This is a genomic window from Blastococcus saxobsidens (genome assembly GCF_002938435.1).
Classification (GTDB): domain Bacteria; phylum Actinomycetota; class Actinomycetes; order Mycobacteriales; family Geodermatophilaceae; genus Blastococcus; species Blastococcus saxobsidens.
In genome coordinates this window covers 253,042-266,109 of sequence record NZ_POQT01000001.1, presented here as the reverse complement: position 1 = coordinate 266,109, position 13,068 = coordinate 253,042, and the positions used below count along the sequence as shown (strand labels likewise).

The 13,068-nt window shown below is 73.3% G+C and carries 9 protein-coding genes and 1 tRNA gene; all 10 read right to left on the bottom strand.

Annotated elements, in window-relative coordinates; translation table 11 throughout:
* The coding region (locus tag C5507_RS23270; protein WP_170107052.1) for a PKD domain-containing protein at positions 1–3,717 on the bottom strand (3,717 nt) is incomplete at its 3' end.
* 272 nt (positions 3,718–3,989) lie between these two features.
* The gene (locus C5507_RS01310; RefSeq protein WP_104526702.1) at positions 3,990–4,664 is read right to left on the bottom strand and encodes a hypothetical protein; all 675 of its coding nucleotides are present in this window, start codon (positions 4,662–4,664) and stop codon (positions 3,990–3,992) included.
* Positions 4,661–5,437 (bottom strand): CDP-alcohol phosphatidyltransferase family protein, encoded by a 777-nt coding sequence (locus C5507_RS01305; protein WP_207225912.1) that lies wholly within the window; start codon positions 5,435–5,437, stop codon positions 4,661–4,663. Before C5507_RS01305 ends, C5507_RS01310 begins: the two co-directional genes overlap by 4 nt.
* Positions 5,434–6,678 carry a DUF1972 domain-containing protein gene (locus C5507_RS01300; RefSeq protein WP_104526701.1) on the bottom strand — a complete coding sequence of 415 codons (1,245 nt, stop codon included), beginning with the start codon at positions 6,676–6,678 and terminating at the stop codon, positions 5,434–5,436. Before C5507_RS01300 ends, C5507_RS01305 begins: the two co-directional genes overlap by 4 nt.
* 157 nt (positions 6,679–6,835) lie before the next feature.
* Positions 6,836–8,218, bottom strand: coding sequence for a sugar transferase (locus tag C5507_RS01295; protein ID WP_242611332.1), 1,383 nt, complete (start codon positions 8,216–8,218; stop codon positions 6,836–6,838).
* 323 nt (positions 8,219–8,541) lie between these two features.
* Positions 8,542–9,129 carry an aminoacyl-tRNA hydrolase gene (gene pth / locus C5507_RS01290; protein ID WP_104526699.1) on the bottom strand — a complete coding sequence of 196 codons (588 nt, stop codon included), beginning with the start codon at positions 9,127–9,129 and terminating at the stop codon, positions 8,542–8,544.
* 68 nt (positions 9,130–9,197) lie between these two features.
* Entirely contained in the window at positions 9,198–9,911 is a 714-nt protein-coding gene (locus C5507_RS01285) for a 50S ribosomal protein L25/general stress protein Ctc (protein WP_104526698.1), read from the bottom strand.
* Between the two features lie 354 nt (positions 9,912–10,265).
* On the bottom strand, positions 10,266–11,246 hold the full coding sequence (locus tag C5507_RS01280) for a ribose-phosphate diphosphokinase (RefSeq protein WP_104526697.1): 981 nt from the start codon (positions 11,244–11,246) through the stop codon (positions 10,266–10,268).
* Positions 11,247–11,260: 14 nt separating this feature from the next.
* Positions 11,261–12,772, bottom strand: coding sequence for a bifunctional UDP-N-acetylglucosamine diphosphorylase/glucosamine-1-phosphate N-acetyltransferase GlmU (glmU, locus tag C5507_RS01275; RefSeq protein ID WP_242611331.1), 1,512 nt, complete (start codon positions 12,770–12,772; stop codon positions 11,261–11,263).
* A 31-nt stretch (positions 12,773–12,803) separates the two neighbouring features.
* Positions 12,804–12,876 (bottom strand) — tRNA-Gln (locus tag C5507_RS01270).
* Positions 12,877–13,068: the final 192 nt, after the last annotated feature.

Below are 13,068 nucleotides of genomic sequence, written 5' to 3'. Positions count from 1 at the left end.
GCCGTCCCCGAAGTCCCACGCGTAGGACGCCACCGGCCCCTCCGCATCAGCCGACGACGAACCGTCCACCGCCACCGCCAGCCCGTCCACCACCGAGGTGAACGCCGCCGTCGGCGCCGCATCCGGCGCCGGCGGGTGTGCGGCCCCCGGCTGCTGGACCCGCAGGTCGTCCCAGCGCACGGTCTGCACACCCGTCGCGGCGCCCGAGGTGTAGAGGTCCACCCGTACCCCACCGGCCTGCTGCAGAGCCGCCGTGGCGTCGGTGGCGGTGACCTGCCAGTCGGCCGGCTCGGCCGACCCTGCCGGCCAAGCCTTGGCGCGCAGCGTCGCCGGAGCCGACCCGCTGACCTCGAACCGCACCGTCAGCACGGTCCCCGGCCGGTAGCTCTCCATGACCCGGTGGCTGTCGAGCACGGTCTCGGTGCCGCCGGTGAGGCGGGTCAGGCTCGCCGTGACCGACCCGGAGGCGCTGAAGCGCAGCTGGGTGGTGTAGCGGTCGGAGCCGATGGTCCGTGACGTCAGCGACACGTAGCTGCCGTTCCCGGACGGAGCCTTGTCGACCACCACATCGGCCTGCGCCGTCACGTCGAGGGCCGAGATCGGCAGCGCCGCCGCGCTCGTGCCACCCGGCACCGCACCGATCCGGCCGGACCCTCCGGTCACCACCGCGTTGGCCGACGAACCGGTCACCGTCCAGTTCCCGCCGAGGTCGGCGGGACCCCAGCCCCCGGTCACCTCGCGGTCGAAGGCGTCCGCGGCCACCAACCCGTCGGCCGGCGCCGGCCCGGTCACCGCCACCTGCCGGGTCACCCTGCCCGTCGACCCCGCCGAGTCGGTCACCGTCAACGTCACCGGGTACTCCCCCGCCGACGCATAGGTGTGCGACGCCGTGGCACCCGACGCGGTCCCGCCGTCCCCGAAGTCCCACGCGTAAGACGCCACCGGCCCCTCCGCATCAGCCGACGACGAACCGTCAACCGCCACCGCCAGCCCGTCCACCACCGAGGTGAACGCCGCCGTCGGCGCCGCGTCCGGCGCCGGCCCGGTCACCGTCACCTGCCGGGTCACCCTGCCCGTCGACCCCGCCGAGTCGGTCACCGTCAACGTCACCGGGTACTCCCCCGCCGACGCATAGGTGTGCGACGCCCTGGCACCCGACGCGGTCCCGCCGTCCCCGAAGTCCCACGCGTAGGACGCCACCGGCCCCTCCGCATCAGCCGACGACGAACCGTCCACCGCCACCGCCAGCCCGTCCACCACCGAGGTGAACGCCGCCGTCGGCGCCGCATCCGGCACGACGCCGGTGCTCCCGAGGGCGTGATGCCGGGCGACCTGGTCGGCGGTGAGGACGGTCGGGTAGACCGCGACCTCGTCGAGCCGGCCGTTGAAGAAGTTCGACCCCGACCAGGAGCGGTCGCCGCCGATCCGCCAGTAGCCGGTGATCTCCTGCGCCATGATGGTGTCGGCTCGGGAGGCGATCAGCCGGCCGTCGACGTACAGGGACATCCCCGTGGGGCCGACGGTGCCCACCACGTGGTGCCAGGCCCCGTTGTTGTAGGTGGCGCCGCTCGTCAGCTCGGCTCCGTAGCCCGGCCAGACGGCGAAGTGCACCCGGCCGGCAGGATCCAGCCACAATTGGCGGTCGTGGTTGTTGCTCAGCCCCGTCTTCTGGTCACCGAAGCCCAGGATCTTGCCACCGGCCGTCGTGCGGGTCTCGAACCACGCCTCGACGGAGAAGGTGTGCGGTCCGCGGACGGGGGTCTGGGTCGAGAGGTAGCCCGCTCGCCCGTCGAACCAGATCGAGGGGTCGCTGTCCCCCTTGAGCGCACCGGCCCAGCCCAGGCCCGTGCCCGGGTAGACGGTCGAGTCGGAGACGCCGCCGTGGTCGAAGGCTGTCGTGCCCGAACGCTCACCCATCGGCCAGTAGTTCGTGGCCCCGTCGGCGTGGAGCATGTCGGCGTAGGGCCGGAGGCGTCCGGTACCCGAGGCGCTGCCGGTCGCCGAGCCGATGACCGTCTCGTTGCCGAAGGGGTCGCTCACGGTGACGCGGTAGGTGTGGCTTCCCGCGGGGACTGCCCGGTCGGTCCACGCCACCGGGGCGGCTTGCCACCACTGGGAGAACCGGGTGAAACGGGCCACCGGCGTCGCTGCCCCGTCGCGGTAGACCGCGTAGGTCAGCTCCGCGTTGTCCAGGTCGGTGGCACCCTGCCAGCCCACCCGCAGGGCGCCGGCCCCGACGGCCGTCACGGTGACCGGGCCATCCGTCGTCGGACCGAGGTCGTTCGGGGCGGCCGACGGCATGGCGAAGCGCACGAGGCCCTGCTGGCGCTTGCCGTTCACCCACGGGAACTCGCCGCCGTAGACGACGTACCGGTCGGTGCCCGTCACGTTCCACCCGGCCTGGTACTGCCTCGTGTAGCCGCCCGCGTCCATCTTGGGGAACCACGGCAGCAGGTTCGGCGCGGGCTGGCCGGTGAAGTTGCCGTTCCTCTGCGTCGCGGTCCCGACCCGCCCGTGGGCGGCCAGACTCACGGCGGTGGCGCGCTTGAAGACCTGCGGGCTCTGCTCGGGGAAACCACCCATGTTGATGCAGCTGTGCGCGTGCGACGCGGTGTAGAGCGCGCCGTTCGTGGCGAAGCCCGAGTAGGTGTCCCCGCGGCAGTCCGCGATCCACTTCAGCCTCCCACCGGCGGCGTCGGCGGCGAAGGATCCCTCCAGATTGCCCGGTCCGTAGTAGTCGTAGCCCGTGCCGTAGACGGTGGCACCGTCGGTCGACAGGCTCCACACGGCGGAGTTGACACCGTGGTTGGTGATCAGCCCGTTGATGGCGAAGGGGCGGGTGGCACCGGAGATCGGGTCCAGTGCGCCGACGCCCGTCGCGCGGGTTCCGTTGAGGGAGTAGAAGCGGCCGGCCACGACCACCTGTGCCCCGCTGCCGGTGACCACCAGCGCGGTGACCTCGTTGCTGGTCCGGGCGTTCTTCTCGGCATCGAACGTGCCCGGGATGGGCTTGCCCTCGGCGTCGAAGTACGGCAGCCAGTTCCCGTCCGTCGGCCCGGTGCCGGGGACCGGCGCCCAGGGCAGCAGCCCGCCGTCCGAGGCGCGCACCGCCGCCAGGCGCGTGCGGCTCACCGACCCCACGGCGGTCAGGGCGCCGCCGAAGTAGACCGTGCTGTCGGTCGCCGCGAGGGCGCGCACCTGCGCGTTGACGGCGGGAGCGAAGTTCGGCACCAGTGCGCCGGTCCGGGTGTCGTAGGCGGCGATCCGGTAGCGGGCCTGACCGTTGGCCTGCGTGAAGTCGCCGCCGACGTACAGGCGTGTCCCGTCCGGGGACGCGGCGACGACCCGGGCCTGGGCATTGAGGTCGGGGACGAAGGAGGTGACCAGCTCACCGGTGCGGATGTCGTACGCGAGCAGGTTGTTGCGCACCGTCTCCTGGGTCCCCGGCGCGGCACCCGCCGGGCGGGCGCGGGTGAAGGAGCCGGCCGCATAGACCGTGTTGCCCACGACCACCTGGGACCAGACCACGCCGTTGATCTGCACCGTCGGCAGGGCGTCGGCGGCGACCGTGACCGGGTTGGTGGCGGTCGGCGTCACCGGAGCCGAGTCGGCGCGTGCGGTGGCCGGTGTCCCGAGACCGAGCACTCCTACCACGAGCAACCCGCTGATCAGTCCCGCCAGTGCCCGCGTGGACACACCGATGGCCCGTTCCCCCATGACAACTCCCCGCTCAGTTGCAGCACGCCGCCGTGCTCCAAGCACGATCGACGAACACTAAGCGTCACGAAAGTCGGCCTACCAGGACTGTCACCCCACCCGATCCGGTGACGAGTCGCGAAAACGCGCCCAAGTCGACTCTTTCTGGTGACTCTCCGCATTCCCTTCTCGCCCCGCCGCCCGCGCCGCGGTGGCATCTCCCCGTAACGCAGACGACCCCCATCGCCGCGAGGTTCGCGGCGAGGGGGTCGTCGGGGACGGCTGCGCTTCACTCAGGGTGCGGCACCGGTGAAGAAGAGCAGCGCGGCGCCGGCCTCGTAGCCGACCTCGACCGTGACGACGTCCCGCTGGTCGGCGGGCACCGTGAAGACGTAGACGCCGTCCGCCGAGTCCCCGGGCTCCAGCATCCCGACGAACGGCCGCTGGGACGGGTCCTCCAACGGTGAGGCAGGAACCTTGTCCCGCCCGTGGTAGAGGTTGACCGCCACGCCGGCCACCGAGACCGGCGCGCCCGTGCCGTTCTCGATCCGCACCGTCACCCGCAGCGCGGGCCCCGCGAGGTTGCCGGGCCCCACGGCAGTGCCCTCGATCGCCTCCAGGTCGGCGATGCTCGCGACCACCCCGTTTCCCACGGCGGCAGGCTCGCCCAGGGCGACCTCCGGCAGGGACACCGGCAAGGCGTTCGCGTTCTCGGTGGGACCCGTCGGCTCCGGGGTGGGCGGTGCGGGGATCACCGTCTCCTCGGGCGGGGTCGGGGCGCCGGTGGTCGCAGCGGCCGCATCGCCGGCGCCCTGCAGATGCTCGTCCTCCCCGCTCCACAGCAGGGAGGCGACACCGAGCGCAGCGACCAGCAGCACGGCCACACCGGCCAGGAACCACCGGCGCCGGGTGCTCGCGTCCCGTGGCGAGGATCCTCCCGCCGCCGTCCCGCTGTCGTGGGTGCTCATGAGGACAGCCTTCCGATCTCGGGGAACCACTTGATGCACGCCAGGGCCAGGTAGCCGGCCGTGGCGACGAAGAGGAGCGCGTAGGCGCCGACGAAGCCGGCGGGGGCCCCGAGGAGGACGAAGAGCCAGCACAGCAGTCCGTAGTCGGTCGGGAGGACGAGCAGCGACCTCAGCACGCTGGGTCGCTCACCGGTCGGCTGGGAACGCGTCCGGGCACCGTGCCGCTCCCGCAGCGCCTCGTTGAGCATCGTGCCGAAGAAGAGCACCGTCGCGACCACGCAGAAGCCCATCGGGACCAGCAGCCAGGGCCCGCGCTCGACGGCCTCGAATCGGTAGAGGTGGACCAGCACGGCGAGGTGCAGCGCTGGGAGCTTGGTCGCGTCCACCATGTGGTCGAGCCACTCACCGGCCGGCGAGCCGCCGCCGCGGAGCCGGGCCAGCTGACCATCCGCAGCATCGAAGGCGTAGCCCACGGCCAGGCAGGCGCTGACCGCCACGCCGAGGGCCCACGACGGCGGGAACGACAGGAGCAGCCCGACGCCCGTGAAGGTGAGCGCCGCGCTGATGCCGGTGACCGCGTTGGGCGTCAGTCCCGCGTGGAAGGCGAGCGCCGCGAGCACGCGGCCGACCCTGCGGTTCACGAACCTCGAGTACGCCGGCGCTCCCTGCGCGCCCTTCTGCGCTGCAGCCAGGCGGCCGATCGTGGCGCGGATGCCCTCGGCCCTCGGTGCCGGTCCCGGTGCGGGCGCCCGCACCAGGCCCGTGACGGTCACTGGCGCGCCCCCGGGAACCGGATCACGCCGGACCCCGCGACGGCCGCCGGGGCGACGCCGACCTCGGGAGCCGGGCGTGGGAAGGGCACCGGCGCAGGCGCGGAGGTCGGCGCCGGGAAGCGCCGGCCCGTGGGACGCCGGGTCGGCACGTGCCGGCCGGCCAGGCGCCGGGCGAGCTGCTCGTACCCCGCGGCGACCTCGTCCCAGTCGTAGCCCGTGGCCAGCTCGCGCCCCCGCTCGCCGGCCCGGCGCACGGAGCGAGGGTCGGCCTCGGCGGCGTCGACGAGTGCGGCGACGTCGGCCGGGCTGGCGAAGAAGCGGCCGGCGTCCTCCACGACCTCGCGGTTGAAGTCGACGTCGTAGGCCAGGACGGCGGCGCCGGCACCGATCGCCCGCAACAGGGACGGGTTGGTGCCACCGACCGAGTGACCGTGCAGGTAGGTGTAGGAGTGGGCGTAGAGCTGGTCCAGCTGGTCCTGGTCCCAGACGCCACCGAGGAAGCGCACCCGCTCGTCCGCGAGGCCGTGCACCCGAGCGGTGTAGGCGTCGGAGTAGGGAGCCGAGCCCACCACGACCAGCGGCCTGGTCGCGCCGCTGCGGCGATACCCGTCGACGATCACGTCGACGTGGTTCTCCGGCTCGAAGCGGGCGACGAGCAGGTGGTAGCCGCCGGGCGTCAGGCCCAGCTCGGCCAGCTTGTCGGTGCCGGGAGCGATCCGCGGTGCACCGTAGGTCAGCAGGGTCGTCGGCGCCCCGAACTCCGACCGGTAGTAGTCGGCGATGCCCTGCGCGTCGGCGATGAGCGCATCCGACCAGCGCACGGCCAGGGACTCGGCGACACGGTAGTAGCGCTGGCCGATCGGGCCCCACTTCGCCCGCTTCCACTCCAGCCCGTCGACGTGCGTCGCGACCGGGATCCGGGCGGCGCGCAGGGCCGGCAGCAGCGGTGCGTTGGCGGCGTTGAAGACGAAGGCCGCGTCCGGGCGGCGGGCCAGCAGGTGGGCCACCGAGAGCGCCGAGTGGCTCAGCGTCTCCAGGGAGCGCTTGCGGGCCGCGGGGAGGTGGACCAGCTCCATGCCGAGGTGCTGGCTGGGGCGCTGGTCGTCGCCCGGGGTGGTCCGGCAGTACACGACCACCCGGTGCCCCCGGTCGGCCAGCCGGCGACCGACCTCCTCGACGGCGGTCTCGAAGCCGCCGTACCGGGCAGGTACTCCTCGCGTGCCGACCATGGCGATCCGCATGGCCCCTCCGTCCGTGTCCTGGCACTCCCGGCCGGGCGAGCACCTGGTGGCCGCCGCATCGACGCCTGTTGACCAGGAGCTTCGCCGATGGAGGGGCCCCGGCGGGCGGTTCTGCGGGAGCGCGTGACTCCTGAGGGTGACCCCCTGAGGAGGGGGGTCAGTACGCCCCGGACCGGGACAGCACGGCTCTCCCGGTCTTCCACAGGATCAGCACGTCCAGGGTCAGCGACCAGTTCTCCACGTACCGCAGGTCCAGGCGCACCGACTCCTCCCACGAGAGGTCGCTGCGGCCCGAGATCTGCCACAGGCCCGTCAGGCCCGGCTTGACCAGCAGCCGACGGCTGACCGAGGTGTCGTAGCGCAGCACCTCGTCGGGCAGCGGCGGACGCGGCCCGACGAGGGACATGGACCCACCGAGCACGTTGAGCAACTGGGGTAGCTCGTCCAGCGACAGCCGTCGCAGCAGCCGGCCCACGGGGGTGACCCGGGGGTCGGTGCGCATCTTGAACAGCAGGCCGTCGGAGATGTTCTCCGCGCGCAGCGCGTCCAGCCGGCGGTCGGCGTCGACCACCATGCTGCGGAACTTGAGCATCGTGAACGTCCGGCCCCCCAGGCCCACCCGCTCCTGGCGGAACAGCACCGGTCCGGAACTGGTCAGGCCGACAGCGGCGGCGATGACCAGCAGGACGGGGGCCAGCAGCACGATGGCCACGGTGGCGGCGAGCCGGTCCACCGCCCCCTTCACCAGCCGGCGCCAGCCCTCGAAGGAGGGCTGCTCGACCGAGAGCAGGGGCAGCCCCTCGAAGGGGCGGATGTGCAGGCGGGGCCCGGCCACCTCGATCAGCCCGGGGGCGACCAGGAGCTCGATCCCGCTGCCCTCCAGCTGCCAGGACAGCTGCCGGAGGTACTGCGCCGCCGTCTCGCTGGCCGACGTGACGGCGATGGTGTCCGCCCCGTGCTCTGCAGCCAGCGCCAGCACGTCGTCGAGGCCGCCGACCGGCAGCCCGGTCCGCTCGCCGACGCAGGTCCGGTCGATCGGCGTCACCGCCGTGGCGACGACGTCCAGACCGGCGTGCTGCTCGCGCTGCAGGCGGGAGACCAGCTCGAGGACGGCGCCACCGCGGCCCACCACGACGACGCGCTTGGTGCAACGCCCCTGGGCGCGCAGCCGGTGCAGGCGCGACCGGGCCGCGTACCGGCCGAGGAGCGTGGCGCCGGTGAGGGCCGGGATGGCCACGACGACCAGGGCGCGGCTGAGGTCCAGCGCCGCGACGTAGGACAGGAAGCTGGCCCCGGCCAGCAGGAGGAAGCCGGCGCGGCCGACGCGCCGGTACTCGTCGCTGCCAGTGCCGTACACGCGCTCGGAGTACGCGCCGGTGGCACCGAGGAGCACCGGCCAGGCGACCACGACGGCCGGCGCCGCCCAGGACAGCACCGTGCCGGCGAAGAGGGACTGCCCGGTGCGGAGGAGCACGACGGCGCCGGCGACAGCGGCCAGGAGACTCTCGGCGAGGACGAGCGAGACGGTGTAGGACCGCACCCAGGAGGGCGAGGTGCGACGCGGCAGCGTGCGGGGACCTGGGGCGGTGCGGGCTGCCGATCTCGCGGGCGCACCCGGTGCGATCACGACCCCTGCACTCGACTGCAGATGATCCAGAAGCATGCGTCCCCCCGAACGACTGTTACGCAGCGTGTGCGCACGAACACCTCGACCGGTCACGCAGGCAGGTGAGGTGCAGCTTCCCGACACGCGATGGTGCGATCCGGGCGCCACACTCACAGAGAGTCACGACTCCGGTCAATGCAGGGCGGGGCGCTTCACCCGATGGGAGCGCACCCGTCGCCCGGACGTGGCCGGCAGGCTCAGCTGCGCGGGTGCACCTGGTTCTGCGCGGCCTCCAGGCCGGCGGTCAGGAGGAGCTCTGCGGCATCGGCCGCCTCGACCAGCAGCAGGTCGAGCTCCTTGCGCTCGGTGGCGGAGAAGTCCTTGAGGACGAAGTCCGCGGGGTCCTGCCGGCCCGGCGGACGGCCGATGCCGACCCGCACGCGCAGGTACTCCTTGGTGCCCGTCGAGCGGGTGATGGAGCGCAGCCCGTTGTGCCCGCCCTCGCCGCCGCCACGCTTCAGCCGCACGGCGGCGAACGGGATGTCCAGCTCGTCGTGGACGACGACGAGCTGCTCGGGCGGGAGCTTGTGGTAGTCCAGCAGGCCACGGACGGGGCTGCCCGACTCGTTCATGTAGGTCGAAGGCACTGCGAGGACGACCCGCCGGCCGGCCAGCCGCCCCTCACCGGACAGCGCCCGCGCACGGGCGCCCTTGCCGGGCGCGAGCCTGGCGCCCGCCCGACGGGCGAGCTCCTCGAGGACCATGGCCCCGACGTTGTGCCGGTTGCCGGCGTAGCCCGGGCCGGGGTTGCCCAGGCCGACGACGAGGAACGGGCCCTCGGGCACAGGGGACGCCGCGGGGGCGCCGGAGGTGCCGGCGCCCCCGCGGGACGTGCTCTCGCTCAGCGGGACGCTCAGCCGTTGTCGGCGGACTTCTCCGCCGAGTCCATCGACTCGCCGCTGCCCTGGTCCTGCGGCTCGGGGACGACGTCGCCCTCGCCCTCGGCCTTCGCCTCGTCGGACTCCTCGCGCTCGATGCCGGCCTCGGCCTCGGCCTCGGCGAGCTCGGCCTCGAGGGCCTCGGCGGTGGGCGCACCCAGGAAGCCGATGACCAGCGCCTCCGGGTCGGTGATGAGGGTCGAGCCCTTGGGCAGCACGAGGTCGGCCGCGGTGATGTTCTGACCGGCCGTGCGGCCGGTCACGTCGACCTCGATGTTGTCGGGCAGCTTCGTGGCGTCGGCCTCGATGGAGACGGTGTTGAGCTGGTGGTTCGGGATCGAGTCCGGGCCGGGCTCGCCGACGATGACGATCGGCACCTCGACGGTCGTCTTCTCACCGCGCCGGACCAGGAGCAGGTCGACGTGCTCGTGCTGGCGGGTCAGCGGGTCGCGCTGCACGGCCTTGGTCAGGGCGAGCTGCTCCTTGCCCTCCAGGACGATGGTCAGCAGGACGTTCGAGCCGCCGTTGCGCAGCGCCGCGGCGAACTCGCGGGCCGGCAGCGACAGGTGGACGACGTCCTGGCCGTGCCCGTAGAGGACGGCGGGGACGCGGCCGGCACGACGGGTGCGTCGGGCGCTGCCCTTGCCGAACTCGGTGCGGGTCTCGGCGTCGAGGCGGAAGTCAGCCACGGTGGTGTGCTCCTAGCGAAGAGGGTCTGCGTGCGTGCCGGCGACCGGGCGCAACGCACCCTCATCGGGCACACGCACGTCGATCACGGAGCAGGAGCTCCCTCGCCGGGCAACGGGACCAGAGTACGCGGTCGCGCCGAGCGGGGGCCCGGAGGGTCCCCCGAGGTGCGACGGGATGCGAGCCGAAAACGCTGGGACGCGACCCGCCCCGCGAGGCCGTCGGGGCGACCGGGGGCCGGAGGCTCCCCGAGTCACGGCGGGAAGCTGCTCAGCCCAGGCCGGGAACGGCTCCTGGCCGCGGTGTCGTCCGGAGGACGACCGTGTCACAGTGGTGCGATCCGGAGGATCGCAGTGTCACGACTCTCCGCCGAAGAGGCTCGTCACCGAGCCGTCCTCGAACACCGCCTTGATCGCCTGCGCCAGCAGCGGGGCGATGGAGAGCACCGTCAGCTTGTCGAACCGCCGCGACTCGTCGATCGGCAGCGTGTTGGTGACCAGCACCTCGCTGACCCTGCTGTTCTTGAGCCGGTCGACGGCCGGGCCGGACAGGACCCCGTGGGTGGCGGCGATGATCACGTCGGCCGCGCCCTGCGCGAAGAGGGTGTCGGCCGCCTTCACGATGGTGCCGCCGGTGTCGATCATGTCGTCGACCAGGATGCAGACCCGGCCCTCGACCTCGCCGACGACGCGGTTGGCGACGACCTCGTTGGGCCGGGAGACGTCACGGGTCTTGTGGATGAAGGCCAGCGGCGTCCCGCCCAGCTTGTCGCTCCAGCGCTCGGAGACGCGCACGCGGCCGGCGTCGGGCGAGACCACCGTGAGCGCGGAGTGACCCCACTTGCGCTTGACCTCGCCGACCAGCAGGTCCATGGCGAAGAGGTGGTCCACCGGTCCGTCGAAGAAGCCCTGGATCTGGGCGGTGTGCAGGTCGACGGCCATGAGCCGGTCGGCGCCGGCGGTCTTGAACATGTCGGCGATCAGCCGGGCCGAGATGGGCTCGCGGCCGCGGTGCTTCTTGTCCTGCCGGGCGTAGGGGAAGAACGGCGCCACGACGGTGATCCGCTTGGCCGAGGCGCGCTTGAGCGCGTCGACCATGATCAGCTGCTCCATGAGCCAGGTGTTGATGGGCGCGGTGTGGCTCTGCACGACGAAGGCGTCGCAGCCGCGCACCGACTCCTCGAACCGGACGAACAGCTCGCCGTTGGCGAACTCGTACGACGCGGTCGGCGTGGGTGTGACGCCGAGGTGACCGGCGATCTCGTCGGTCAGCGCGGGGTAGGCCCGGCCGGAGAAGAGCATGAGGCTCTTGTTCGTCGTCTGCCGGATGGCACTCATCGGCTTCGCTGTCCCTAGCTGTCGTGGTCCGCGCGGGAGGGCCCGGACGGGTCCTCCCGGGGTGCCTCGGACCGGCTCTCGGCCGCTGCCGCGGCGTCCGCAGCGGGCGTACCGGACCGTCGGCGTCGCACCCAGCCTGCCACATTGCGCTGCGGTGCCCGAGCCACGGCCATGGCCCCCGGTGGCACATCGGACGTGATCACGGAGCCCGCGGCGGTGTAGGCGCCGTCCCCCACCGTGACCGGCGCCACGAACATGTTGTCGGCACCGGTGCGTGCGTGGTCGCCGATCGTCGTGTGGTGCTTGGCCACGCCGTCGTAGTTGACGAACACGGTGGCCGCCCCGATGTTGGTGCCGCGACCGATCGTCGCGTCGCCCACGTAGGACAGGTGCGGGATCTTCGAACCCTCCCCCACCTGCGCGTTCTTGGTCTCCACGAACGTCCCGACCTTGGCGCCCATCCCCAGGTCGGTGCCCGGCCGCAGGTAGGCGAAGGGACCGACGGAGGCGTCGGGGCCGATGCGCGCGCCCACCGCGTGGGTGCGCAGGACGGTGGCCAGATCGCCGACGTGCGTGTCCGCGAGGGTGGTGTCCGGACCCACGTGGGCACCGTCACCGACCACCGTCACCCCACGGAGGTGGGTGCCGGGCTCCAGGACGGCGTCCCGGCCGACGGTGGCGGTCACGTCGACCCACGTCGTGAGCGGGTCGACGACGGTCACGCCGCTGCGCATGAGGGCGTCGAGGACGCGGTCGTTGAGCGTGCGCCGCCGGGCGGCCAGCTCCACCCGGTCGTTGCAGCCGAGCACGTCGTCCGGGTCGTCGGCACGGACGGCGGCGGTGGGCGCACCACCGGCGACGAGGGGGGCCAGCGCGTCGGTCAGGTACTGCTCGCCCTGGGCGTTGTCGGTCGCCAGCCCCGACAGGACCCGGCGCAGCGTCCCGGCGTTCGCGACGTAGACCCCGGCGTTGACCTCGCGGATGGCGCGCTGCTCGACGGTGGCGTCGCGCTCCTCGACGATGGCCCGCGGCGCACCGCTCCCGTCCCGCACGATCCGGCCCAGCCCGGTGGGGTCGTCGACCTCGGCGGTCAGCACCGTGAAGACGCTGCCCGCCGCGTCGTGCGCCGCCACCAGGGCGGCCAGCGTCCGGCTCGTGAGCAGCGGGGAGTCCCCGTTGACGACGAGGACGGACCCCTCGAGGTCGGGGACGGCGGCCAGGGCGACCGCGGCCGCGTGACCCGACCCGAGCTGTTCCTCCTGCACGACGGGCAGCGCGCTCGGCGCGATCTGCGCGAGGTGCTCCTCGACCTGGTCGCGACCGGACCCCACGACCACGACCGTGGTGCCCGCGGCCAGCGGCTCGGCGGCGGCGAGCACATGGCCGACGAGGCTGCGGCCACCCAGGGTGTGCAGCACCTTGGGCGTGGCCGAGCGCATGCGCGTGCCCTGCCCGGCGGCGAGGACCACGACGGCGGCCACCGTCGGTGCGGGATCGGGAGCGGGGGCCGGCTGGGCGTGGGTCACGGAACTCCTCGGTCGGCGGCGGACTGCTTCGCTGGGGGACTCGGACTCGAACCGAGACTTCCCGGCTCCAAAGGCCGGCGGGCTGCCGATTACCCCATCCCCCATCCCTGGGCCGGGGATCCGGCCGGGAGGCACCGGCCGCGCCGGCGCACCCCGGAGCCTAGGGCCCACGCGGTCCCGGGGGCACGCGCCCGGGGCCGCCGTCCACCCGCTCGGGTCGCCCTCGCGCCTACGGAGGCGTAGGTTACGGGCACGTAGCCGGGCCCGTCGTGCGCCCGATGCCTCTCCCCTCGGTC

What these genes read in the sequence shown, in the direction of transcription:
- C5507_RS01310 (WP_104526702.1), bottom strand. Translation starts at nt 4,664, where the DNA reads ATGAGCACCCACGACAGCGGGACGGCGGCGGGAGGATCCTCGCCACGG.
- C5507_RS01300 (WP_104526701.1), bottom strand. Translation starts at nt 6,678, where the DNA reads ATGCGGATCGCCATGGTCGGCACGCGAGGAGTACCTGCCCGGTACGGC.
- C5507_RS01280 (WP_104526697.1), bottom strand. Translation starts at nt 11,246, where the DNA reads ATGAGTGCCATCCGGCAGACGACGAACAAGAGCCTCATGCTCTTCTCC.